Source organism: Ruegeria sp. AA6, assembly GCF_056542865.1.
In genome coordinates this window covers 197,553-222,794 of the sequence record NZ_JBQGAN010000002.1, presented here as the reverse complement: position 1 = coordinate 222,794, position 25,242 = coordinate 197,553, and the positions used below count along the sequence as shown (strand labels likewise).

Genomic DNA, 25,242 nt, shown 5'->3' with positions numbered 1-25,242 from the left:
CATCCCCCTCTTGCAACCTGCAATACACTTCCCATCTATTCAATGTGAAAACGATTTACATCAACCCCGGAGACACCAAATGACCGCACTGTCCGACCACGCCGTCCCTGAAAACCCGGGATGGCTCTATCGTGCCGAAGCCTGGATGGATGACAAGGGCAAAGGGGCCTGGATCGCCGCCATGGTCCTTGGTTTCATCTTCTTCTGGCCCGTGGGCCTGGCCCTTCTGGCCTACATGATCTGGAGCAAACGCATGTTCAGCAAATCCTGCAGCCGCCGCAAATCCTGGCAAAGTCACATGAGCACCATGAAGCCCTCGGGCAACAGCGCATTTGATGCCTATAAGGCGGACACACTGGCACGGCTGGAGCGTGAACAAAAAGACTTCGAAGCCTTCTTGCGCCGCCTACGCGATGCAAAGGACAAAGCAGAATTTGACCAGTTCATGGACGAACGCGCTCGTGAAAACCACGACGAGGTTGAAAACGGCGAACGCGCCTGATCAAGACTTGCCCTGTTCCGCCAATCGGGACAGGGTGATTTCCAATCAATATCCGGACATTATAATATGAATAACCTGCCCGATCCCGACAGCCAGCCCGAGTTCTACCAGTCGGTGGCGACCAAACGCTTTGTCGCGTGGCTCTTTGATATCGCCTTCATTTCGCTGCTGTGCATTGTACCGGTTTTACTAACACTCGGCGCAGGGGTATTCTTTTTACCCCTGATTTATGGTGTCGTCAGTTTCATCTATCGGGTCGTCACAATCTCAAACGGCTCGGCAACTTTAGGCATGCGTTTCATGGGCATCGAACTGCGGGACGCATTCGGGTCTCGTATGGATATGGGCAAAGCCGCCGCCCACACCGCCGGATATTTCATCAGCATGACCTTTTTCGTTGTTCAGCTCATCTCAGTCATCATGATGCTGACCAGTGCCCGCTGTCAGGGGCTGACGGACTCGTTCCTTGGAACGGTGATGATCACCCAACGGGCGTGAGAAAAATCAGCAGCGTGAATCACTTGGCGGCTTGGGGAACCGTTGTTATCATCCCTGCTCAGGAAACACGGAACCTACATGCGACACACGCTGCCAATCGCGCCGCAATTCTATGTGACGGCTCCCCAACCCTGCCCTTACCTCGAGGGCAGGATGGAGCGTAAGTTGTTCACGGCCTTGCAGGGCGAAGGTGCGGATCAGTTGAACAACTCGCTTTCCCAACAGGGGTTTCGCCGATCCCAGAATGTGCTCTACCGCCCTTCATGCACCGATTGCGCTGCCTGTTTGTCGGCACGTATAGACGTGTCGGCCTTTCGGCCCAGCAAAAGCCAGAAACGCGCCACCAAACGGAACGCCTACCTACAACGCCGGGCGAATTCACCCTGGGCAACAGATGAGCAATACGATCTGTTCCGCCGTTATTTGGATACCCGCCACGCAGATGGCGGTATGGCAGACATGGACGTGTTCGAATTCGCTGCGATGATTGAAGAAACTCCGATCCGCAGTCGCGTGGTGGAATATGCCGACCCTGACACCGGCAATTTGATTGCCGTCAGCCTGACTGATGTTCTGGATGATGGGCTCAGCATGGTCTACTCATTCTATGACCCGGAACAGCCGCAAAGCTCTCTGGGGACATATATGATCCTCGATCACATCGACATCGCACGCGAGGCTGGACTGCCCTACGTTTACTTGGGCTATTGGGTGCCAGGCAGCCCCAAGATGGGTTACAAAGCACGGTTTTCGGGGCTCGAAGCCTATATTCAGGGCGACTGGAAACGCATCAAAAACCCTTCCGCTTTGACGGACGGCAATCATCATCCCCTTTCCACGGCACCGATTGCCGAACAGGTGGCCAGCATCCAACTGCCAGATCGCCATCCGACCAAAGGCTAACCGACAATGCGTCAAACCCTGCATGCGGTCACCCTTGTGGTGCCGGACTACGATGCCGCTATCGCATTCTATACCCAAACCCTGAACTTCACGCTGAGTCAGGACATGGATCTGGGCGATGGCAAACGCTGGGTGCTGGTAACCCCTCCGGGATCAGAGGGCGGCTCCTTACTGCTGGCTCAAGCCATCGGGCCGGATCAGATCGCCGCCGTCGGCAACCAATCCGGAGGTCGCGTCAGCTTCTTCCTGCAAACCGATGATTTCAAACGCGATCACGCCGCGATGCTGGAAGCGGGTGTAGAATTCGAGGAAGTTCCGCGCCATGAACCCTACGGGTCCGTTGCCGTTTGGCGTGACCCGTTCGGTAATCGCTGGGATCTGATCCAGTTCACCTGATCCGATCTTCATCTGGCCCGAAATATCTCGGGGTTGAATTGGCCAACGGCCAAGAAGGGGCTGGCCCCTTTCTACAACCAATAAAGCAAAGGGGGCCAACCGGCCCCCTTTTTCTTTGGATCGCACTGTACAATCACTTCGGTATCAGATCCGGCACAATTGTCACGATTGACGGGAAGGACCACAGGATCGCAATCCCCACAACCTGAATGATCACGAAGGGTATAATCCCGCGATAGATATGACCTGTCGTCACCTCTTTCGGCGCGACCCCCCGCAAATAGAACAGCGCAAATCCGAACGGAGGCGTCAGGAACGAGGTCTGCAGGTTCACCGCCACCATGATCGTAACCCATTTCGGATCGAACGACCCCCCATAGATCACCGGCCCCACGATGGGGATCACGATGTAGATGATCTCAAGGAAATCCAGCACGAAGCCCAGAATGAACAGCACCAGCATCACGATCAGGAAGACCGTGAACTCGTTGTCAAAGCTGCGCAGGAACTGCTGGATATAGTGCTCGCCCCCGAACGAAATCACCACCAGGTTCAGCAGCTGCGATCCGATCAGAATGGTGAACACCATCGAGGTCACCTTGGCTGTCTCACGCACCACGGGCGTCAGAACCCCGCTCGAGAACAACACCCAGCAGGCATAGATCAGCCCGAACAGCGCATAGAGATAGGCCGCATAAGCAAAAAGGAAGGCGATCCAGCTTTCAACCGAGACATCACCCTGATTGATCCGCAGGTCGAAATTGATCCCCATCAGCATGCAAATGATGATGGCAAAGGTCGACCAGATGATGACCTTGCCCGAGCGCCCCTGATCCTGCAGCTTGCGATAAGCCGCCAGCATGATCGCACCGCCCGCCCCTAACGCCGCCGCTGGAGTCGGGTTGGTGATACCGCCCAGAATCGAGCCCAGCACCGCGATGATCAAAACCAGTGGCGGGAAGACCACGCGGATCAGATCGTTGGTGGCGCAGCGCTCGGCCGCGAATTTGCACCCGTAGATGGCCAGCGCAAAAGGTATCGCCAAGATCAGGAAGGTCGCCCCGGACGATGTTGTCGGAGATATTACGACAAGATCAACCAGCAACATCAGCAGCAAACCAATGGCCCCAAGGATCAACGGTTGCGTCGATTTCGAAGGAGCGATACCGCGTCCCATCAGCAAAGTCAGTCCCAACAGGACAACAATCACCGCAACGCCGGTTCCAATGGGCGCAGCGGCAGCGATCTTGGCCTCGTGTGCGGCGGCCAGTTCTTCCTCGGTCAGACGCACAGCCTGACCGACACCACCGGCTTCGTCCAGCGCTTGCTGCTCGGCCACGGCCTGATCCCAGGCGGGTTGACCGTGCAGCTCGATCATCGATGCCTTGCACTCTTCCGACACATTGGTACGCAGCGAAGCCCCTTCGCCGATATCCGAAAACGCCGAAACGGTGATGTTCTGGTTTCCGATTACGCCCGCGCTGCCAAGCAAAAATGCACCAACGATCAGAGCAACCGGCGCACCCAACAACCACGTCAGACCTTCGCCGCGAGTGATCGGTTCACCGCCACCGCCGCCCAGTTCCACCGCAGGGGCCTTCTCGGGATTCATCAGCGCATAGCCAAAGGCATAAAGCGCATAGAGCAAGGCCAACATAATCCCTGGCAACAGCGCCGCCTGAAACAGCGTCCCCACCGAGACGACCGCAGGCTCACCCAGATAGGTCAGCGCATCGGTACACCCGGCCTCAACCGCACGGGTTTCCTGAGCGGTCGAATACAGGTCTCCGGCCAACGTGCCCAGAAGAACGATCACGATAGAGGGCGGGATGATCTGCCCCAGCGTACCTGAGGCCGCGATCACACCGGTCGCCAATTCTGGTGAGTAATTGTTCCGCAGCATGGTTGGCAACGCCAGCAGGCCCATCGTTACAACGGTCGCGCCCACAATCCCGGTGGAGGCCGCCAGAAACGCGCCCACAACAACGATCGAAACAGCCAAACCACCCGGCAACGGACCAAAGACACGCGCCATTGTGGTCAGCAGGTCATTCGCGATTTTCGAACGCTCTAACGTGATACCCATCAGAACGAACATCAAAACGGCCAGCAGGGTTTCGATAGATTGACCAGCCAGAACCCGCTCGTTGATACGGTTCACGATAAAGGAAACGTTGCGGTCCAACGCAGTTTCCCAGCCTGATGGGAAGACCGGTTCGCCATAGGTTGGTAATTCCGGGTATCGGAACACAGATATCGTTTCCGGCTTGACGCCAGAATTCACAAGGTCCCGATAAGCTTGAGTGCCTGTGTCCACCGCCTGATGGATCAGCAACCCAGCGCTGTCTAACGCTGCGATGATCCCAAAGGAAATGATACCGGCGCCACCGATGGCAAAGGCCACCGGAAACCCGGAAAGGATGCCTCCGAAAAGGCAGAAGAATACGATAATGAGGCCTATTTCGACGCCATCAAGTCCGAATAGCATTGTCTGGGTCTCCGTCCTTAATGCGCGCCTTCGTAGGCTTCTTCACCCTCACCAAGGCTGTCCTTGTCGAGGTACTTTCCTTCACTCTCTGGCCCTTCCACGTATTCCAGATACGACCGGTACAGGAATGCGATCGCCTGCAGGAACACGAGCCCGGCAAAGGCCACCAACATGATCTTGAACAGGAAATACGCGGTGAATCCGTTGGGGCTGAAGCCGATGGTTTCGACATTCCAACGCATCGCTTTCGACTTCAGCAAAAGACGATCCAATGTGTCACTGGCCGAGGGTTTCGGCACGATCAGGTGCCGCCACATGAAGTACCAGCCATACATCCAGACCATCACCGCCAAGGGCATCATGAAGAATACCGAGCCCAGCATGTCGATCACCTTCTTGGTGCGGAACCGTGCCGGGGCATAAAACAAATCGACCCGTACATGCCCGCCCTGCACAAAGGTATAACCTACACAAAGTGACACAACCAAAGCGTTGTAAAACTTCAACATTTCAGCATACCAGCTGATGTCGTACTGCAATGGGATACCAAAGGCGATCACAATGTCAGGTCGGGTAAAAATCCGTTGCATGATCACGATGATGATCTGTTGCAACACCATCAGAAGACCGGCCCAGGCAAAGAAACGGCCCAGAGTGTTGGTGAACCCCTCCAGCCCCCGCACACAACCCCACATGAAGTTGGTGCGGACCATTCCGATGATCGTGATGACAAGAAAAATCGCAAAAACTGCAAAGAAGAACTCAACCGATCCGCCGTAGTAGACGAAGCGCATGACAGCTTCTTTGTCAGACCAGTCCAGCCAAAGGCTGGGATGGGTCACCGCATAGCCAATATTGTAGAAGGCTTGCGCCACATTTTGCAGAACCCAGACAATCCCGCCGCCCACTGCGGCAAGAGCGTCGGTCAAACCAACCGAGCTGCTGTCGTCCATGATGTCCCTCACTCAGCTGAATATCTGTCGCCTCTACCTTAGCAGGGGCTACAGGATTCAGAGAATTTGTATTGAAAAGAGGCCTCACTTGCGTGAGACCTCAGAGATTTCAAGGGCTTACTCAGCCGCCCAGAACGCGAACACGCTGCTGGACATAGTAGCCGTCCGACTTGTTGATCCACGACGCCGACGTGGCCAGCGAGTCTTCGAACGAACCACGGATTTTGGCGAACAGTTCGTCACCCATATTCTCGTCCATGACCTCAGCCGAGGCTTTGCCGAACGCATCCCAGACATCGTCCGAGAATTGCAGCGTTTTGACGCCTTGGGACTGCAGACGCGCCAGCGCCGCACCGTTGTTGGCCAGTGTTTCGGCCAGCTGATAGTGAGTCGTTGCCATCGACGCATAACGCATGATCGCCTGTTGAGCTGGCGTTAGCTCGTTCCAAACATCCAAGTTGACCGACGCGGCTAGACCCGAGCCCGGCTCGTGGAAGCCCGCAGTGTAATAGACCTTGGCAACCTCTTGGAAACCCGCGCGTTCGTCAGCCATCGGGCCAACCCACTCCAGTCCGTCCAGCGCACCCGAAGACAGCGCCTGATACAGTTCGCCGCCCGGAATGTTCTGAACCGATGCGCCCAGTTTACCCAGCACCTTGCCGCCCAGACCAGGCATACGGAACTTCAGACCGTTGAAGTCTGCGGCCGAGTTGATCTCATTCCGGAACCAGCCACCAGACTGCGAGCCCGAGTTACCAGCCAGCAGGCCCTTGAGATTGAAGATCTGACCCAGTTCATCGTGCAGCTCTTCGCCGCCGCCGAAATAGTACCAGTTGGTCAGTTCCTGCGCGGTGCCACCAAAGGGCACGGCAGTGAAGTAGGCATAACCCGGGTGCTGACCGATAAAGTAATAGTCCGCCGAGTGATACATGTCGGCCTGCCCCGACGACACGGCGTCGAATACTTCCAGCGCGCCCACCAGTTCGCCCGGTGCTTTCTTTTCGATGGTCAGCTGACCGTCGGACATCTCGCCGACCATCTGCTCCATATAGCTGGCAGCGTCATCCAGAACGGCGAAGCCGCGCGGCCAGGATGTCACCATGGTCAGGGTCCGCTTGCCCTGCGCATAAGCCGGAGCCGCCAGTGTTGTCGCAGCGGCAGCGGTGCTTCCCAGTGCGGTGGTTTTCAAAAATGAACGACGATCCATCAAGTCAGTCCTCCCAAAGTCGTGATCTGCCTCTTGGGGCAGTTGATCGTTGTCGATGGCGTGGATCATATCGCCGCATTCATTGATGAAAATACCTACTACTACGTAGAAAGGCCCAATATTGCGCCCAAACCATTGGATTTACCGCGAAATTGACCTGCTCTGACCTTTGCGCACCCCACCCCACCCGGCTGGACTTTGCATTTTTCGTGAAATTTGCCTATCGCAGATAGCATGGGGAGATTCCGCAACGCCTTTCGACCAAACTATGCGCAGAAGTTGTCTCTGCTGGCGACGTTGCCGCTGATCGTGGCCGTGGCTGCAATTGCAATTCTCGTCGCGCATCAATCCCGCAAACTGGCCGAGCGCGAGATTGACCAACTTGAGGCACAGCTGATCGAAGCCAAGAAAGCCGAGTTGCGGAACTACGTCACACAGGCGCGTAATGGCTTCTATTTTGTCTACGGCTCCGCCCAACCCGATGATCAGAACGCCAAGGATCAGGTCGCGCAGATATTGTCGGCGATGATCTACGGCGATGACGGGTTCTTTTTTGTCTACGACTATGACGGTACAAATCTGGTCAGCCCACGCCAGACCGAGTTCATCAACAAGAACTGGAGCGGCTTGACCGACAGCGAGGGCACGCCAGTCGTGGACGAGTTGATCAGGATCGCGCGTCAAGGCGCAGGGTATCACACTTATCTGTGGCCCAAACCCTCGACAGGGGAAGAGGCACAGATGATCTCTTATGTCACAAGTTTCCCAAGCTGGCAGTGGGCGGTGGGCACCGGGGTTTTCATCGACGACGTCGTTGCCTCGATCGCTGCTGCTCGGGCCGAAGTTGAAGCCCGCGTACGCCGGACATTCTACTATATCGGTGGGATCACCCTTGCAGCGGTCTTGATCGTTTTTGCTTCGGGCATGGTCCTGAATTTCCGTGAGCGGCGTCTGGCGGACGCCAAGCTGAAGGAACTCACCCAACGGGTTCTGGATACCCAAGAGGAAGAGCGCGGTCGCGTCGCACGCGAATTGCACGATGGGATCAGCCAGATTCTCGTTGGTGTGCGCTATGCGTTGGACAATGCCCGGCGCCGTCTTGAACGCGGCGATGATGACGGTGCCCAAGATCCCCTGAACAAAGGTATCGACAATCTGGGCACCGCCATTACCGAAGTCCGCCGCATCAGCCGCGATCTGCGCCCCGGCGTGTTGGACGATCTGGGCCTTGGCCCGGCGGTCAAGGCTCTGACCGACGATTTCAGCGAACGCACCGGGATCGAAACTGAATTCTCAACCGTCGTTTTCCGTAACCGGCTGGACCAGGACGCCAAAATCGCTCTGTACCGTATCGCGCAAGAGGCCCTGACGAATATCGAGCGCCACGCAGACGCGACGCGTGTTACAATAGACCTGCGCGGCCACAAAAAGGGCGCGACCATGCGCATCACCGACAATGGCCGCGGCCTGCCCCGCGAGACGGACGGCGTCAGCACCGGAATCGGGTTGCGCAACATGCAGGAACGTATCGAACAGCTTGACGGGTCCCTGCGCATTCTGTCATCACGCAGCCCGCATGGCGGAACCGTCATCGAAGTCACCCTGCCGCTGAGCCACCTGCTCCCGCCGCAGGAGGACGCAAGTCAGAACCGAAAGGCCGGCACATGACCATCCGAGTTCTCATTGTCGATGACCACCCGATGGTGGCCGAAGGGATACAATCGATCCTCGAAAGCTATGATGAGATCGATGTGGTCGGAACACTCGGAACCGGGCAAGAGGCTGTCGATCAGGTCAGCGCCCTCGCCCCCGACGTCATCCTGATGGATCTGAACATGCCCGGCCTGGGCGGGCTCAGCGCCACCGAGATCATTCTGGAACGATTGCCAAACACGCGCATTCTCATCCTGTCGATGCATGACAGCCCGGAATATATCTCGACCGCGCTAAGCCACGGCGCCAAGGGGTATGTCCTCAAAGACGTCCCCACCGACGAGATCAAACAAGCCATCGACGCAGTGATGCGCGGTGAACAATACCTCTGCACGGGGGCCAGCGGATCATTGCAACCCAAGGAAGGCGGTGCTCGCGAAGCTTTGACCGGGCGCGAGCAAACCATCCTGCTGGAGCTTGCCCAAGGCAAATCCAACAAAGAGGTCGCGCAGACGTTGGAAATTTCGGTTCGCACGGTCGAAACCCACCGCAAGAACATCAAGCGAAAGCTGGGCATTTCATCCACTGCGGGCCTGACCCGCTATGCACTGGAACACGGCGTCCTACAGGGCACCAGCCCCGGTTTCTAGGCGCACCCGCAGCGCGCAGCGCTGCCCGGCCCAACCGGCGAAGATGCGCCGCAGGCGCATCGACGACGGGCGGGAGCCCTTACCCCTTCGGTCGAATGTCCTGCCCAAAGAACACCAACGTCCCGTCTTCGTCGATGACGTGGAACTCGCGCTGCAAATAGGGCTGATCGAAGGGCGGCCTGACACGCTCCTCAGGCAGGTCCACAAGACCCGGGCGCAGAGTTTCGAACAGCGCGTCGATCTCATCCACATCTATGTAGAAAGACTGATTGTCCCCTAACGGGCGACCGTCATCCCTGGGCGGACACTCCAACAGCCGAATGGCCACTGATCCAAGTGACAGAAACGCGTAATTGCCCTCCCGAAACCCGCAGGAAAACCCTAAACGGTCACAATAGAAATCAATCTGCTTTTGCAAGGAAGAGCATAAAACAAATGGTGTAAGCTGCAAAATCTTGGGCACCAGAGCCTCCGGTCATCAATTGATCCGGTGTCAGTCTACCACAGCTCAATCCAGCAACTGATCCTTTCTCAACCCTTCGCGCTCATGATGATGCGGCAACACGCGCCCATAAAGCTGCCGCGTGCGCTCGACGCCGCCACACATCCCTTCGGCTTCTACGAAGGAGAAAATTCCGACGTACCGGCTACGTTCGCCCTTCACCGGAGCAACCCTATGCAGGGAATATCGCCCTTTGAAAATCTGCAGATCACCCGGTTGCAGCTCCAACTCTCGAACCCGCGCCCTGTTTCCATCCAAAATCGCAGAAACGGACTTGAAATTCTCGTCCTCTGATGTGCGCAGGTTCGGCACGTATTCAAACATGCCCCCGGCCTCACCGTTCTGAATTGCCAAAGTGACGGTGTAATTGTTCGTATCGAAATGCCAGGGAAAGCCCTGCCCCTCTTCCACCACATTGATGATCACGTCGGCCAATGGATCATCATAGCGAAAAAACCGGTCTTCGGGTTCGTTCAGCGCATCCCTTACAAAGGGCATAAACCACTCATATTCATAGATACGGCGCAGCGGCCCGGAGGTGGGAAAATTATCCGCGGGGACAAAGGCGTTTGAACGGTCATAAAAACGGCGGACCGGATGTCCGATCCCAAAGCGCGGGTCATCCTTAGTGAAATAAGCATTTGTTCTATTGAAGGACCGGTGCGCGTTGGGGGCGACCTCGTCCGCTTCACGCACCAGCAGTTCCAATCCCTCCGCATGAACAAAACCGGGCAGTACCGCGCACCCATCCTGATCCAGTTCCCGCCGCAAATCGGCAATCATCTGGTCATAGGCCCGAGAACCCGGCCGATCGATCGGATATCGCCCAAGATCAACCAAGTCTTGTAGCATACTGCGCCTCCCTGAAGTGTTCCCTGAAGATCAGCCTGCCGCAGAGAACCGGGCCGCTCATGTCAAATTTAGACATTGCGTTGACGCTTTCTGACCTAAAGAAATCACGTGCAAGCCCTTCGCCACGGCAGGAATTCGCGGAAATTCCCAACCTGCGGCAATCTGCGCAATAAAATGTCGCAAAATTCGTCATTCAAGTTACAAAATTGGTGCGATTGCCTGTTGACGCCTTCATCGCCCGCCCATAATGTCCCTGCACGCAAAAAAGGAGCCTCTGGCGATGAAAACGCTAGTCGTAATCGTAGGAACCACGCGCATGGGCCGGTAACGGTAAACCATAATCGAACCCATGCGCCTCCGAAAAATCTCGGGGGCTTTTTTTTGGCAAAACGCAAGACACATGTCGCGAACGGAGCAAAGCAGATGACACGTGAGATGACCGGCGCAAAGATGGTGGTTCAGGCCCTCAAGGATCAGGGTGTGGACACGGTATTCGGATACCCCGGCGGCGCCGTCCTACCCATCTATGATGAGATCTTTCTGCAGAACGATATCCGCCACGTCCTGGTGCGGCATGAACAAGGCGCGATCCACGCTGCCGAAGGGTATGCCCGCTCGACCGGCAAGCCCGGCGTTGCACTGGTGACATCCGGCCCCGGGGCCACCAACGCGGTGACTGGGCTGACAGACGCGTTGCTGGATTCGATCCCGATCGTGGTTCTGACCGGTCAGGTTCCGACCTTCATGATTGGTTCGGACGCATTCCAAGAGGCCGACACCGTTGGCATCACTCGCCCCTGCACCAAGCATAACTGGCTGGTGAAGGACACGGATTCTCTGGCCGAGACCATGCACGAAGCATTCCACGTAGCCACTTCGGGCCGTCCCGGTCCGGTGCTGATCGACATCCCAAAAGACGTTCAGTTCGCTTCCGGAGAATACAGCGCGCCGAAACCGTCAACATCGCACTACCAACCTGTTCTGAAGGGCGATCTGGAAGAGATCACTGAACTGGTTGCCGCAATGGAAACGGCGAAGAAGCCTATATTCTACACAGGTGGCGGCGTGATCAACTCTGGCCCTGCAGCCAGCCAGTTGCTGCGCGAATTGGTGGACGCGACTGGTTTCCCGGTGACTTCGACATTGATGGGCCTTGGTGCCTATCCCGCGTCGGGTGAGAACTGGCTGGGTATGCTGGGGATGCACGGTCTTTATGAGGCCAACCTGGCGATGCATGACTGCGACCTGATGATCAACATCGGCGCGCGGTTCGACGACCGGATCACCGGGCGCATCGACGCGTTCTCGCCGAACTCGAAAAAGGCGCATATCGACATTGATCCCTCGTCGATCAACAAGGTCATCCGCGTGGACATCCCGATTGTTGGGGACGTGGCTCATGTGCTTGAAGATGTGCTGAAGGTTTGGAAGGCCCGCGGTCGCAAAACCGATGCAGCGGCGGTCAAGGCATGGCAGGGCCAAATCGCCGATTGGCGCAAGGTTAACTGTCTGGCCTACACCAACAGCGAAAAGACCATCAAACCTCAATACGCGCTGCAACGCCTTGAAGAACTGACCAAAAAACACGACCGCTACATCACCACCGAGGTCGGTCAGCATCAAATGTGGGCCGCGCAGTATTTGGGCTTTGAAGACCCCAACCGCTGGATGACTTCGGGCGGTCTGGGCACAATGGGCTATGGCTTCCCGGCGTCGGTCGGCGTGCAGATGGCGCACCCCGACGCATTGGTGATCAACGTGGCTGGTGAGGCGTCCTGGCTGATGAACATGCAGGAAATGGGCACCGCCGTTCAGTACCGCCTGCCGGTGAAACAGTTCATCCTGAACAACGAGCGCCTGGGCATGGTCCGCCAATGGCAGGAGCTGTTGCATGGCGAGCGCTACTCGCATTCGTGGTCCGAGGCACTGCCGGATTTCGTCAAACTCGCCGAGGCGTTTGGCGCGAAAGGTATCCTGTGTTCCGACCCAGCCGATCTGGACGACGCGATCATGGAAATGATCAATTACGACGGTCCGGTGATCTTTGATTGCCTGGTTGAAAAGCATGAAAACTGCTTCCCCATGATCCCATCGGGCAAGGCGCATAACGAGATGCTGTTGGGTGAAGCCGAGACGCAAGGCGTAATCGATAGCAAAGGATCGGTTCTGGTTTGACGAAATACAGTTGGGCGTCCCGTTACGCCCAGCACCACAAGGATGATGAAAGGGACATAAATGTCTGCCCTACATATCAAAAAAGGCTCTACACGTCACTCGGCCTACAACCTACGCCCCACCTTCTCGGACGTGCAGGAACGGCACACGATTGCGGTTCTGGTCGAAAACGAACCGGGCGTTCTGGCTCGCGTGATCGGCCTGTTCTCGGGCCGCGGTTACAACATCGAAAGCCTGACCGTAGCCGAAGTTGATCACACAGGCCATCTCAGCCGCATTACCATCGTCACCACCGGAACACCGCAGGTGATCGAACAAATCAAGGCGCAGTTGGGTCGCATCGTAACAGTGCACGATGTGCATGATCTGACCGTCGAAGGTGACGCGGTCGAACGCGAACTGGCGATCATCAAAGTCGTTGGTGCCGGTGACAAGCGGGTCGAGGCGCTGCGTTTGGCGGATATCTTCCGTGCTAATGTGGTGGACAGCACCCTGAGTTCCTTCATCTTCGAAATCACCGGCGCGCCTGACAAGATTGACGCCTTTGCTGATCTGATGCGCCCGCTGGGTCTTGTCGAAGTGGCCCGTACTGGCGTTGCAGCGTTGCTGCGCGGCGAGTAAATGGAGCCCCCACCCTGCCCGTATCATCGATCGGGGTGGGGGAAGCTCAGGCAAACCCATTCGACCTTCAGGCCAGATTTCGCCTATGGGAACATTTTGAATGCAATTGCCAGCAAAAGATCACACAAAATAAGATAAAGCCTATTGCGTTTGTAGCTTTGAACGTTAGCCTCAGGGTACAATGCGGCGTTGGGATGCGTCCGTTTGTGCAATCTATACGTTGTTAAATAGTGCCGACCGACTGGTCGAATGTGTAGCGTTTACAAAAAAAACGAGTCGCTAGAACCTGGGACGCCAATGACCAAAGACATCCGTAACCCGGACGAATTGCGCAGGATGTTCGGAGCCAACCTCAGACACCTTGCCCAGCAATACACGTCTGTGTCAGAGCTTTGTCGGCACTTGGGGATAAATCGAACGCAGTTCAATAGGTATTTGGGCGGTGAAAGCTTTCCCCGCCCCGACGTGTTGGACCGGATATGCCGTTTTTTCGAAGTTGATGCCCGAATTCTGCTGCGGCCATTGGACGAGATCGACCGCCCGCCCACGCATCCGGCAGCATCGGCTCTGATTGATTTCTTGGGGTCAGGTCCCTCAACCCTGAAAGAGAGCCTATTTCCGGCTGGTTTTTATTATGCCACCGAAACCGAGTTAAATGAGACGCAGCCCTCGCGACATCGGCTATTCCACGCGCGTCGACTGCCGCAATGCACCTTGGTTCGAGGATACGAACCTCGCCCCGGTATGCCCGGTGCAGCCCCAAATGAGCGCGAGGTTCAAGGCATCGCCGCCTGCGCCGGACGGCAGATTTACATCCTGATGTCCAGCCGAGCATCCCAGAACAGTCGTATCTATCTGGTGACGCGCGGGTCAGAGAACAATTCGGACCGCTGGCGTGGCGTTGCAATCTGTCTGTCAAAAACCACGGCCAACGCGACGACGACCCGGCGTATTTTGCTGCGGCATTTAGGCGAAGACCCATCAGCCGTTCTGGCCGCGGCACGCACAGCGCGCCGTTCAGAAAACGTGATGCCGCAACCTGTCGGCTAACGCTAAGCACCGCCTTCTTTTGGAGCCTGAGTGATCAAGCGGTAGAGATGCCAACTTGCGTGCCCAAGCAGAGGTAGCACTACCAGCAACCCCAAAAACCACGGGATCATCGCCACAAAAGTAAGAATTGCGATGAATGCGCCCCAGACCAGCATCACGCCCAGATGGTCGCGAACATAGCCAAAACTGGCAATCATGGCGGTCACAAAATCCAATTCCCGATCCAGTAACATTGGGATCGAAAGCACGGTAATCATGTACAAAACCGTCGCAAACACAGCCCCCACGACCGTGCCCACTGCAAGCATCGTCAAGCCGTTAGCGGTCAGGTAGACCTCTAAAGACGTGGACACATTGGTCATGGTCGATAGCCCCATGAACAGCGCAAATATCATGTGCCCCAGAAAGAACCAGAACAAAAACATCACCACAATGATTGCGCAGATTGATGGCAATTGCCGCCGCCCTTGCTGGACGACAACACCAAAAATCGAACCGAAGTCCAGCGGCTCGCCCTGCTCTAGCCGATGCGAGACTTCATACAAACCCACTGCCGCAAACGGCCCCAACAACGGAAACCCGATTGCCGCCAGCACCAACCAGTATGAAGTACCCGTCCGGACAGTGACCCAAGCGATCGCCCAACCTGCAAGCACATAAAAACCTGCGAACAGCAGGCCGAAGACGGGCGCACGGCGAAAATCGGCCCAGGCCCGGCGCAGTGCCTCGCGTAGCATTCCCACATTGACTGCTCCCATGTCAGGAACACCAAATGGCTTGTCCATCTTGTCTCTCCTCCCTTGCCAGCCTTGTTTAAGCCGGTCGTTTTTGCGGCCACGTTGTGGCTAGGTGATAGGCCTCGCCAATCGACAGAATGCGGGCGTCTGAACCACGTGTGCCAAAAATCTGCATCCCCATCGGCAGGCCATTCGTACCAAATCCAACCGGGACTGACAGACACGGCAAACCGATCAAGCTAACCGGCACCATCACCTCCATCCAACGATGGTATGTATCCATTTGTTTCCCGGCAATTTCTGTTGGGTACGGCGTTTCGATTTCAAATGGCCAGACCTGCGCCGACGGCAGCACCATCGCATCAAAGTCCTGCATCAAGTCGGTCGCACGCCGGAACCAAGCTGTCCGAATGACGCTGGCCTCATGCACCTGCATCGCAGTCAGCGCCATACCCCGGTCCAACTCCCACAACGCGGTGGCCTTCAGCGTCGCGCGATGCTCGGTCAGCGGGGCCAGACCGGCCGCAATACTCCACGACCGCAAGGTAACCCAGCTCTCCCAAATGTCTTCGGCTTGGAATGGCGGCGCTACGGGAATGACCTCGGCCCCCAGCCGCCTGAAAATGGAAAGCGCCTCGCCGCATAAATCACGGATGCCGTCCTCAAACGGATAGGCACCACCCCAGTCATCCAGCCACCCGATCCTCATTCCCCGCAAATCCGCCGCCTGTACCGGAGAAACCACCGGGCTGACATCCCCGTACGGCTGCCGTGGATCGGGACCAGAGATCACATCAAGCAGCAAAGCCAAGTCCGCGGGGCTTCGCGCCATCGGCCCCAGCGTGGAAACCCGGTGCAGGTACCCATCACCCAAAGGCTCGGACGGAACACGTCCCCAGCTAGGCCGGAATCCATAAACGTTGTTCCAAGCGGCCGGGTTGCGCAGGCTGCCCATCATGTCAGACCCATCCGCCAAAGAGACCATACCAGTTGCCAGCGCCACGGCCGCACCGCCGGACGATCCTCCGCAAGTTCGCGTTGGGTCATAAGGGTTCCTTGTGGCCCCGTAAACCGGGTTGAAGGTATGAGAACCCAACCCAAACTCGGGAACATTGGTCTTGCCAATCAGGATCGCGCCAGCCGCCCGCAGCCGTGCAGCAATCAAATCGTCGCGCTCCGGCACGTGGTTCTGAAAAATAGGCGATCCCTGCGAGGATACGATCCCGGCAACATTGGCCAGGTCCTTGATCGCAATGGGCAATCCCTGAAGCGGCCTCTTGGTCCCCCCGGCATCCGACGCTCGAGCTTCTGCCAGCAGGTCGTCTGCCGCACGCAGGGCCACGATCGCATTGGCCGCCCCGTTGACCGCCCCTATTCGATCCAGCGTGTGCTGCATCAACTCCTCGGCAGTCAGCGTCCCTGCGGAAATCGCATCCACCAAGTCAGAAGCAGTCGTTTGGCTCAAATCCATCCCAGGCTCATCTCCCTTGTAAGATCAGCCTAGCGGGGGCATTCCCCCAATTAAACCCACAGTTTCAATGTATCTTTTCCAGTCCCGAGCAGAACCGGGATCCGCTTCATCTGGCTAAAAATATCTCGGGGGAGTCTCCGCCTGCGGAGACGGGGGCAGAGCCCCCTGCCCACCTCAGTCGCCTTGCGCCTCGGACCGGCTTTTGCCCGCGACGTTCAACGCCAGCGTTGCCGCCATGAACCCGTCCAAATCCCCATCCAGAACGCCTTTGGTGTCCGACGTCTCATGGTTGGTGCGCAAATCCTTGACCATCTGATACGGCTGTAACACGTATGACCGGATCTGGTTGCCCCAGCCCGCATCGCCCTTCGCCTCATGCGCCGCGTTGATATCAGCGTTCCTGCGATCCAGCTCCTGCTGGTACAGGCGCGATTTCAGCGCCTTCATGGCAATGTCACGGTTCTGGTGTTGCGACTTCTCGGACGAGGTCACAACGATCCCTGTCGGGATGTGCGTGATCCGAACCGCCGAGTCCGTGGTGTTCACATGCTGACCACCCGCACCCGAAGACCGATACGTATCGATACGGATATCCGACGGGTTCACCTCAATCTCGATATTGTCGTCGACCACTGGATAGACCCAGACCGAGCTGAAGGAAGTATGCCGCTTGGCCGCCGAGTCATACGGCGAAATGCGCACTAGCCGGTGAACACCACTTTCCGACTTCAGCCAGCCATAGGCATTATGGCCGGAAATCTTGTAGGCGGCGGATTTGATCCCGGCCTCTTCGCCTGCGGTCTCGGACTGCAGCTCGACCGTATAGCCCTTTTTCTCGGCCCAACGCACATACATCCGCGCCAACATCGAGGCCCAGTCGCAGCTTTCTGTGCCGCCCGCACCCGAGTTGATTTCGAGGAAGGTGTCATTTCCGTCGGCTTCACCGTCCAACAGAGCCTCAAGCTCTTTCTTGGCCGCTTTGGCTTTCAACTTTTTAATGGCGTCTTCCGCATCGGTGACGACTTCTTGATCCTCTTCCATCTCACCCAATTCAATCAGCTCGATATTATCGTTCAGATCGGTCTTGATGGATTCATAGGTCTCGATGGCGTCAACCAGCAACTGGCGCTCGCGCATCAGTTTCTGCGCGTTTTCGGGATTGTCCCACAGGTTCGGGTCCTCAACGCGCGCATTGAATTCCTCTAGACGATGAGGGGCGGTTTCATAGTCCATACGCTGCGCCAGCAGCTCCAGCGACTTTTCGATTTCCGCCACGGTATTCTGGGTTTCGGCGCGCATGGTCTTGTCCCAACTTGCTCAATCAGGCCTGCGTGATAGCAAGAGGTTCGGGGCACCACAAGACAGCGGAGCCCCGAAACCGTCAGTTGTCAGTAAAGGCCGCCGCCCTGTAGATCGCCCTGGCTTGCATTGGGGCCAACAGTGATCGTGTCGCCCGTCGAAGTGGTGACCTGACGGCCTGAGCTGGCTTCCTCGAACAGCGGCAAATCTGACCCCATCGCAAATCCGCCATCGTAGACACGGTCGATAAACCCGTCGACGCCGTCACGGAAGTACTCGGCTACAACATAGTCACCGGTCGCATCCGCGGGCAGGCGTGCACCGCTGAAACGGTCGATCTTGATGAAGTGACCACCCTCGGGCACTTCGAACGGGCCACCACCATATTTCTCAACGGCTTTTTCCATGAAACTCTGGAACACCGGCCCGCACATGGTGCCACCGTAAGCCCCCCGCCCCATCGGACGAGGGCGGTCATAACCGATATAGCATCCCGCCACGATGTTCGAGGTGAAGCCAATGAACCAGGCATCCTTGGATTCGTTGGTCGTGCCAGTCTTACCGGCGGTCGGCACCGGCAGGTTGATATGGGCCGACGCGGTGCCACGTTCCACCACACCCTTCATCATCGAGGTCAGCTGGTACGCGGTGATCGCGTCCATAACCTGTCTACGGTCGGTCTCGATCGTCGGGGATTCGTCCGGCTCCAGCCAGCTTGAGTTACAATCAAGGCACCGCCGGTCATCGTGGCGATAAATCGTTTTCCCGAACCGGTCCTGAATACGGTCGACCAGCGTGGGTTCGAGCCGCTCACCACCGTTGGCGAACATCGCATAGGCGGTGACCATCTTGTAGAGCGTCGTTTCCTCTGACCCCAACGAATTCGCCAGGAAGGCACCCATCCGGTCATAGACACCGAAGTGTTCCGCATAGCCTGCGACAACCGGCATCGTGACCTCTTGCGCCAGACGGATGGTCATCAAGTTCCGCGACTGCTCGATCCCGGTACGCAGAGGTGTCGGGCCGTAGAATTTGTTTGATGAGTTCTTGGGCCGCCACAGACCTTGCGGTGTGTTCACCTCGATCGGCGCGTCGACCACGATTGTTGCCGGGCTGTACCCACTGTCCAACGCGGCAGCATAGACGAAGGGCTTAAAGCTCGACCCCGGCTGACGCTGCGCCTGCGTGGCGCGGTTGAACACGGAGTCCTGATACGAGAACCCGCCCTGCATCGCAAGAACCCGGCCCGAGTTCACGTCCATCGCAACAAAGCCGCCCTGCACTTCGGGTACCTGACGGGCGGACCATTGGCCCTCTTCCCCGGCCATCACCAGAATGACGTCGCCGCGTTTGAAGTTTTCTTGGAAATTGCCCTGCATCCACTGGATGTCCGAGCGGGGGATCACACCATCCGACGGTCCGTCCTCAATTCCCACGGTCAGGGATTGGTCGGCCACATTCAGAACAACTGCCGGATACCATTGCGTGGGCAGCACTACATCACGAGGGATTTCCATAATCGCGAGCGCCTCGCGCCACTGTGCTTCATCTGCCAGCTTTTCCTCGGCGATGACCTCGCCGGTGCCGCGCCAGCGCCCGCGAGAGCGGTCGTATTTCTGCAAAGCTGTGCGGAGCGCCTTGGCGGCCTCAACCTGCATCTCTTCATCCACCGAGGCGCGGACGGTGAAGCCGCCGGTAAAGAACTCACCCTCGCCAAAATCTTCGCTCAGTTGGCGACGGATTTCATCGGTGAAGTAATCGCGCGGCGGCAGCGCGGTACGGAAGCTTTCAAAGTCGCCGTTCTGGACCGAACGCAGGGGCATTTCGACCTCGGCCTCATAGGTCGCCTGGTCGATATACCCGTTCTGCTGCATCTCGCGCAGCACGTAGTTACGACGTGCCAACAGCCGGTCTTTCTGCCGAACCGGGTGGTAATCCGAAGGTGCCTTGGGCATCGCGGCCAGTGTTGCGGCCTCGTGCGGTTCCAATTCCTGAAGCGTCTTGTTGAAATAGGTTTGGGCTGCGGCGGTCACGCCATAGGAGTTCTGACCCAAAAAGATCTCGTTCATGTAGAGTTCGAGAATCTGTTCCTTGTCCAGCGTATCCTCAAGCCTGGTGGCGAGTATGATCTCTTTGATCTTGCGCTCAGCCCGGCGGTCGCCGGACAGCAGGAAGTTTTTCATCACCTGCTGCGTGATCGTGGACGCGCCGCGCACGTTTTCACCCTTGGACTTTACCGCCTCAACCCCTGCGGCGATGATCCCGCGCGGGTCATAGCCCTGATGGGTATAGAAATTCTTGTCCTCCGCCGAGATGAAGGCCTGCTTCACCAGATCGGGGATTTCTTCGGACGGTGTGAACAGCCGCCGTTCTTGCGCGAACTCATCGATCAGTTGCCCCTTACCCGAGTAAATCCGGCTGATCGTTGGCGGCTTGTACTGGGCCAGTGATTCATGGCTGGGCAGGTCGCGCCCATACATCCAGAATACCGCGCCGATCACCAGCGCAGCCATAAAAATACCCAAGGTGACGAGGCTGAAGATCGCCCCGAAAAACGAAAGAATGAAACGGATCACGTTACTGCCTTTTACTCGCGGTGCCGCCTATATAGTGGTGCCCCGGCGCAGGGTCAAAACACGATGGCCAATATTAGCCTGTTTGCGCCGCAGGGTCACTGTCCAATCAGGGACCTTTTGACCAGATCATCCTGTCGCCATTGGTCAAGACCGTTCAGGATACCCAACGCCATACCCTTGCGCCATTCGGGATTCATGATGTTTTTCAGATCTCTGGGGCTGGACAAAAACCCAAGCTCAACCAGCACCGACGGAATGTCTGCCGCCTTGAGAACCGAAAACGACGCCGTTCGGATCGGCCGGCTGTTCATTGGCCCACCTTGCTGTGTCATCCCCTCCGCCAATGCCCGAGCCAGCGCATCTGTGCGCGGCTTGGTTTCCTGACGCGCAATATCCAGCAAAACATCCGCCACTTGATCGTCCGCGCCGCTGAGGTCTACGCCCGAGATCAGATCGCCCCGGTCGTGCCGCTCGGCCAGTTTGTGGCTGGCAACGTCCGAGGCATCGTCAGAAAGCGTATAGACCGCCGCACCGTGCGCGCGACCCTCAGAGAGAATATCGGCATGTAGTGAAATGAACACATCCGCCCCCGCCCGGTGCGCCAGCGCGATGCGACGTTCGAGGCTGACGAAGTGGTCATCCACGCGGGTCAGCACCACCTGGTATCCCCCTGCCCGCAATAGCGTTTCGCGCAACTCGCGGGCGAAGGTCAGCATCAGGGTTTTCTCATCCGTGCCTCCCGCCTCGGCACCCGGATCAATGCCACCATGTCCTGGGTCCAGCATCACCAGCAGGGCGCGCGATCCATCGCGGCCGGGCCTTGCAGGAGTCACCGCAGGCTCGGGCAAATCCCAACCGGGTTGACGCGGCGCACCGGCAGTTGCAGTAAAGCTGTCAAAGTCTGTGCCGCGCAGGCCAAGCGATAGACTAGCCGTTCCGGCAACCTCATCCACCCTCAAGTCAGCGCTGTCCACAGCCAGCGGCGCGCCAAGCTCCAGCACCATACGCGACCAGCCCGGTACGTAGGCACCAAATTGCACACCGCTTATCCGATCGGTTTGCAGAAACGCTTCCGCATCTAACCCAGTCCAGTCGACCTCTTGAAAGTCAAGGACCACACGGTAGGGATCGCGCAATGTGAACACGCGGTATGGCACGCCTTGGCTCAGGCCAAGCTCGACCTGCACCCCAGCGCGGCCATCTTCGATAATGCGGCTTTGGTCTGGCAACACACGCGCAAGCGCGCTGAAATCATGCGCAAAGGCAGCACTGGTCAGCGTCCAGATCAGCGCGATAGCGTAGAATATCCTGCTCATGGCCTCAAGTTTTCCCGAGATCGTTTGGAAGATATCCTAGCCGACCAACGTGATTTTGTGAACGGGTTACGCGGGGGATGTGATCGCGCCTCGCTCGGCCATGAAACGTTGTAGACGAAGAAGCCCCTCCTCGATATCCGCCGACGAGCGTGCGTAGGAAAACCGCAGCGTTTGGTGGCCGCGTTCGGGATCGAAATCCAGCCCCGGCGTGACGGCCACGCCTGCTTTTTTCAGTATCTCAGCCGCGAAGGCTCGGCTGTCATCGGTCAAATCCGAGACATCCGCATAGACATAGAACGCCCCGTCAGGCGGCGCTATATTGGTGAAACCGGCTTTGGGAAGGCCATCCAGCATCAGCGCACGGTTGCGGCGATAGACATCCAGATTGGCCTGCAATTCTTCTTCGCAATCCATTGCCGCCAGAGCGGCGACCTGACTGGCATGGGGCGCGCAGATGAACATGTTCTGGGCGATGCGTTCGACCACACGCACCTGATCCTCGGGCACAACCATCCAGCCCACGCGCCAACCGGTCATCGAGAAGTACTTGGAGAACGAATTGATCACATAGCACTCATCCGTCAGTTCCAGCGCGGTGACGGCTTTGGCCTCATATTCCAGACCGTGGTAAATCTCGTCACTGATGAACGAGGCTCCCTGCCCGTGCGCGGCTTCGATCAGTGATCCCATCGCGGCGTGGTCCAGCATGGTGCCGGTGGGATTGGCCGGTGACGCCACCATCAGCCCTTGCAGGTCCAGCCCGGCGAAATCCGCAGGCACCGGCTGCAGACGATTTTCCGGAGCCGTCGGCAAATCGACCGGCACCAGACCCAGCGCTTTCAGAATCTGGCGGTAAGAGGGGTAACCCGGTGCGCCGATGCCCACGCGATCCCCACTGTCGAACAGCGCCGTGAAGGTCAGCAGAAACCCACCTGACGAACCCGGAGTGATCACCACGCGTTCGGGATTCAGATCGACATTATACCACTCGCCATAAAGCCGTGCGATCCGTTGCCGCAGCGCAGGCAGACCCAAGGCGACCGTATAGCCCAGTGGCGCTTGGTCCATTGCAGCGGAAAGCGCAGCGGTCGCTCCTTTGGGCGCACCTGTACCGGGCTGACCGACCTCCATATGAATGATGTGGCGCCCGGCCTCTTCGGCTTTGCGCGCGGCCTCCATCACGTCCATCACAATAAACGGATCGACCCCGGACCGGGTTGAGTTTCTCATGCCCATCTCCCATGTTGCACCCATGGCTTTTGAACGCTTATCCAGGGTGCCGTCAATCCCGGCCCTGTTGCTGATGGCAGTGACATTGATGGCAAGCGGTGTGCCAGCGACTGCTCAGGGCCTGATCCGAGACCCAGATATCGAACACGGGCTGCGTGAACTGGCCTTTCCGATCCTGCGCGCGGCCGGGCTGAACACTAATCGGGTCAGGATTTTCGTGGTCAACGACGGCACGTTCAACGCCTTTGTCATCGACTACAACGCGATTTACCTGAATTACGGATTGATCCTGTCCGTCGACAGCCCCGAGATGTTGCAGGCCGTTATTGCCCACGAGGCAGCCCATATTGCCAACGGCCACCTGGCCCGGAGGGTGGAAAACCTGCGGACTGCCAACCGCAATGCCGGGTATGGTACCGCGCTGGCTTTGATCGCCGCGATTGCAGGTGCAGGCGAAGCGGCCGCAGGCATCGCGGCAGGCACCCAAAGCGCGGCGCTGCGCACCTTTCTGGGGCATACCCGGGCTGAGGAATCTTCGGCCGACCGCAGTGCGGCCAGCTATCTTCGATGGGCTGGGATTTCACCTGCCGGAATGGTTGAGCTACATCGCAAATTCGCGGGTCAGGAATTGCTGAATGTCGCCAATCAGGATCCGTATATGCGCTCGCACCCGACCAGCCGAGAACGCCTGCGGGCGGCCGAAGCGTTTATGGAACAATATGGCGATTGGTCTAAGGCTGATCCGAATGCTGACTATTGGTTCGCGCGGGTCAAAGGCAAACTGTCTGCGTTCTTGAGATCACCCTCGTGGACCATGCGGCGCGCAAAAGAGGAAAGCGCGCAGGATGTCCGCCTGATGCGCGAAGCATCGGCCTATCACCAGAACCGGGATCTGATCAACGCCCGCGCAGCGATTGACGGTGCGTTGGCGATACGCCCGGATGATCCGTTCTACTATGAACTCAAAGGTCAGATTCTACTGGAAAACCTTCAGGTTCGAGACGCGATTTCGGCCTATGAGCATGCGGTCAAGATGGCGCCAAATGACTCATTGATACTGGCGGGATACGGGCGCGCGATGCTGGCTGATGGTCAGGTCAATAACGCCTTGCAAGCACTTGAAAAAGCGAGACAAAGAGACCATAGAAATGCCCGCTTGATGCAGGACCTTGGATTGGCCTATGCCAAAGTGGGGAACAACGGAATGGCCTCGGTCGTGACGGCCGAGCGATACGCGTTGCAAGGCCGTTTGGACGACGCGGGCATTCATGCAAAACGAGCTGTCAGGCAACTTCCAGAAGACTCACCGGGTTGGCAACGGGCACAGGATGTGCTGATTGCCTCAGAACGCGCTAGTAAAGCAAAAAGGAAACGGAAATGATCCTCAGACACGCAGCACCCGCCCTTCTGGGGCTTTCCATGATCACCGGCCCGGCCCATGCGCTGGACCTGAATGCGCTCAGCGAGGCAGAAAAGGCAGAATTTGGTGCGCAGGTTCGGGAATACCTGCTGGAAAACCCCGAAGTTATCATTGAGGCAATCAACGTTCTGGAACAGCGCAACGCCGTGGCCGAGGCCGCAGCAGATCAAGAACTGGTTGCAGCGAATGCCGAAGAACTGTTCAACGATGGATACAGCTGGGTTGGCGGCAATCCTAACGGCGACATCACGCTGGTTGAATTCATGGATTATCGCTGCGGCTATTGCCGACGTGCGGTGCCCGAAGTGGCCAGTTTGCTGGCCGAAGACGGCAATATTCGTTTGATTATAAAGGAATTCCCTATCCTGGGTGAGGCATCGGTCGTGTCGTCGCGCTTCGCTGTGGCCACCAAGCATGTCGCCGGAGACGATGCCTATAAACAAGTCCACGACGCCCTTTTGGAATTCAGCGGTGAACCGAACGAAGTGACGCTGCGCCGAATCTCTGACGGCTTGGGTTTGGACAGCGACGCGATCATAGCAGCGATGGATAGCGATGAGGTGTCGGAAGAAATCTCACGTACCCGAGCTTTGGCGCAACGGATGAAAATTGCTGGAACCCCATCCTTTGTATTGGGTTCGGAACTGCTGCGTGGCTTCTTGCCTGCTGATCAGATGGGGCAAATTGTCGACGCCGTGCGCGCCGAGCGAGGCTGAGCACTCGGGGCGGCCGAGCCGCCCCGC

General features: G+C 57.5%; 22 protein-coding genes. 11 read left to right on the top strand and 11 right to left on the bottom strand.

Annotated elements, in window-relative coordinates; translation table 11 throughout:
* Positions 1-79: 79 nt before the first annotated feature.
* From ACR0LN_RS04075 to ACR0LN_RS04060, 4 genes are all read left to right on the top strand, one after another.
* Entirely contained in the window at positions 80-502 is a 423-nt protein-coding gene (locus tag ACR0LN_RS04075) for a DUF2852 domain-containing protein (RefSeq protein ID WP_480427943.1), read from the top strand.
* Between the two features lie 66 nt (positions 503-568).
* Positions 569-1,000 carry an RDD family protein gene (locus ACR0LN_RS04070; protein WP_480427942.1) on the top strand — a complete coding sequence of 144 codons (432 nt, stop codon included), beginning with the start codon at positions 569-571 and terminating at the stop codon, positions 998-1,000.
* Positions 1,001-1,078: 78 nt separating this feature from the next.
* Complete coding sequence (locus ACR0LN_RS04065; protein ID WP_480427940.1) at positions 1,079-1,903, top strand: arginyltransferase; 825 nt, start codon at positions 1,079-1,081, stop codon at positions 1,901-1,903.
* Between the two features lie 6 nt (positions 1,904-1,909).
* A complete protein-coding gene (locus ACR0LN_RS04060; protein WP_480427939.1) occupies positions 1,910-2,299 on the top strand; it encodes a VOC family protein in 390 nt (129 codons plus the stop codon).
* 133 nt (positions 2,300-2,432) lie between these two features.
* Here the strand turns inward: ACR0LN_RS04060 and ACR0LN_RS04055 are convergent, their stop codons facing one another.
* From ACR0LN_RS04055 to ACR0LN_RS04045, 3 genes are all read right to left on the bottom strand, one after another.
* On the bottom strand, positions 2,433-4,787 hold the full coding sequence (locus ACR0LN_RS04055) for a TRAP transporter large permease (protein WP_480427937.1): 2,355 nt from the start codon (positions 4,785-4,787) through the stop codon (positions 2,433-2,435).
* Positions 4,788-4,804: 17 nt separating this feature from the next.
* Positions 4,805-5,740 carry a TRAP transporter small permease subunit gene (locus ACR0LN_RS04050; RefSeq protein WP_480427936.1) on the bottom strand — a complete coding sequence of 312 codons (936 nt, stop codon included), beginning with the start codon at positions 5,738-5,740 and terminating at the stop codon, positions 4,805-4,807.
* 121 nt (positions 5,741-5,861) lie between these two features.
* Complete coding sequence (locus ACR0LN_RS04045; RefSeq protein ID WP_480428357.1) at positions 5,862-6,947, bottom strand: TRAP transporter substrate-binding protein; 1,086 nt, start codon at positions 6,945-6,947, stop codon at positions 5,862-5,864.
* A 234-nt stretch (positions 6,948-7,181) separates the two neighbouring features.
* Here ACR0LN_RS04045 and ACR0LN_RS04040 point away from each other — a divergent pair, with 234 nt between their 5' ends.
* Positions 7,182-8,615 (top strand): cache domain-containing protein, encoded by a 1,434-nt coding sequence (locus ACR0LN_RS04040; protein WP_480427935.1) that lies wholly within the window; start codon positions 7,182-7,184, stop codon positions 8,613-8,615.
* On the top strand, positions 8,612-9,250 hold the full coding sequence (locus ACR0LN_RS04035) for a response regulator transcription factor (RefSeq protein WP_480427934.1): 639 nt from the start codon (positions 8,612-8,614) through the stop codon (positions 9,248-9,250). The genes ACR0LN_RS04040 and ACR0LN_RS04035 overlap by 4 nt, the downstream gene beginning before the upstream one ends.
* 79 nt (positions 9,251-9,329) lie before the next feature.
* On the opposite strand, the gene ACR0LN_RS04030 is transcribed toward ACR0LN_RS04035, so the two are convergent.
* Positions 9,330-9,713, bottom strand: coding sequence for a bleomycin resistance protein (locus tag ACR0LN_RS04030; protein ID WP_480427932.1), 384 nt, complete (start codon positions 9,711-9,713; stop codon positions 9,330-9,332).
* Between the two features lie 45 nt (positions 9,714-9,758).
* Complete coding sequence (locus ACR0LN_RS04025) at positions 9,759-10,604, bottom strand: HalD/BesD family halogenase (RefSeq protein WP_480427931.1); 846 nt, start codon at positions 10,602-10,604, stop codon at positions 9,759-9,761.
* 423 nt (positions 10,605-11,027) lie between these two features.
* Here ACR0LN_RS04025 and ACR0LN_RS04020 point away from each other — a divergent pair, with 423 nt between their 5' ends.
* The 3 genes from ACR0LN_RS04020 (at position 11,028) to ACR0LN_RS04010 (ending at position 14,450) form a co-directional block, all read left to right on the top strand.
* Entirely contained in the window at positions 11,028-12,779 is a 1,752-nt protein-coding gene (locus ACR0LN_RS04020; RefSeq protein ID WP_480427929.1) for an acetolactate synthase 3 large subunit, read from the top strand.
* A 60-nt stretch (positions 12,780-12,839) separates the two neighbouring features.
* Complete coding sequence (gene ilvN / locus ACR0LN_RS04015; protein ID WP_480427928.1) at positions 12,840-13,400, top strand: acetolactate synthase small subunit; 561 nt, start codon at positions 12,840-12,842, stop codon at positions 13,398-13,400.
* Between the two features lie 297 nt (positions 13,401-13,697).
* Positions 13,698-14,450: a helix-turn-helix domain-containing protein gene (locus tag ACR0LN_RS04010; protein WP_480427927.1), complete on the top strand. Its 753-nt coding sequence runs from the start codon at positions 13,698-13,700 to the stop codon at positions 14,448-14,450.
* A 2-nt stretch (positions 14,451-14,452) separates the two neighbouring features.
* Here the strand turns inward: ACR0LN_RS04010 and ACR0LN_RS04005 are convergent, their stop codons facing one another.
* The 6 genes from ACR0LN_RS04005 to ACR0LN_RS03980 form a co-directional block, all read right to left on the bottom strand.
* Positions 14,453-15,235: a DUF2189 domain-containing protein gene (locus ACR0LN_RS04005; RefSeq protein ID WP_480427926.1), complete on the bottom strand. Its 783-nt coding sequence runs from the start codon at positions 15,233-15,235 to the stop codon at positions 14,453-14,455.
* Positions 15,236-15,263: 28 nt separating this feature from the next.
* Positions 15,264-16,658 (bottom strand): amidase, encoded by a 1,395-nt coding sequence (locus ACR0LN_RS04000; RefSeq protein ID WP_480427925.1) that lies wholly within the window; start codon positions 16,656-16,658, stop codon positions 15,264-15,266.
* A gap of 174 nt (positions 16,659-16,832) precedes the next feature.
* The gene (gene prfB / locus ACR0LN_RS03995) at positions 16,833-17,957 is read right to left on the bottom strand and encodes a peptide chain release factor 2 (protein WP_480427924.1); all 1,125 of its coding nucleotides are present in this window, start codon (positions 17,955-17,957) and stop codon (positions 16,833-16,835) included.
* A gap of 89 nt (positions 17,958-18,046) precedes the next feature.
* Positions 18,047-20,533, bottom strand: coding sequence for a penicillin-binding protein 1A (locus tag ACR0LN_RS03990; protein WP_480427922.1), 2,487 nt, complete (start codon positions 20,531-20,533; stop codon positions 18,047-18,049).
* A 95-nt stretch (positions 20,534-20,628) separates the two neighbouring features.
* Positions 20,629-21,849: an N-acetylmuramoyl-L-alanine amidase gene (locus ACR0LN_RS03985; protein ID WP_480427920.1), complete on the bottom strand. Its 1,221-nt coding sequence runs from the start codon at positions 21,847-21,849 to the stop codon at positions 20,629-20,631.
* 66 nt (positions 21,850-21,915) lie between these two features.
* Positions 21,916-23,079, bottom strand: a complete 1,164-nt coding sequence (locus ACR0LN_RS03980; protein ID WP_480427918.1) for a pyridoxal phosphate-dependent aminotransferase — start codon at positions 23,077-23,079, stop codon at positions 21,916-21,918.
* Here ACR0LN_RS03980 and ACR0LN_RS03975 point away from each other — a divergent pair.
* Positions 23,078-24,460 carry a M48 family metalloprotease gene (locus ACR0LN_RS03975; RefSeq protein WP_480427917.1) on the top strand — a complete coding sequence of 461 codons (1,383 nt, stop codon included), beginning with the start codon at positions 23,078-23,080 and terminating at the stop codon, positions 24,458-24,460. The genes ACR0LN_RS03980 and ACR0LN_RS03975 overlap by 2 nt on opposite strands.
* Positions 24,457-25,215: a DsbA family protein gene (locus ACR0LN_RS03970; protein WP_480427915.1), complete on the top strand. Its 759-nt coding sequence runs from the start codon at positions 24,457-24,459 to the stop codon at positions 25,213-25,215. Before ACR0LN_RS03975 ends, ACR0LN_RS03970 begins: the two co-directional genes overlap by 4 nt.
* The last annotated feature ends 27 nt before the right edge of the window (positions 25,216-25,242 follow it).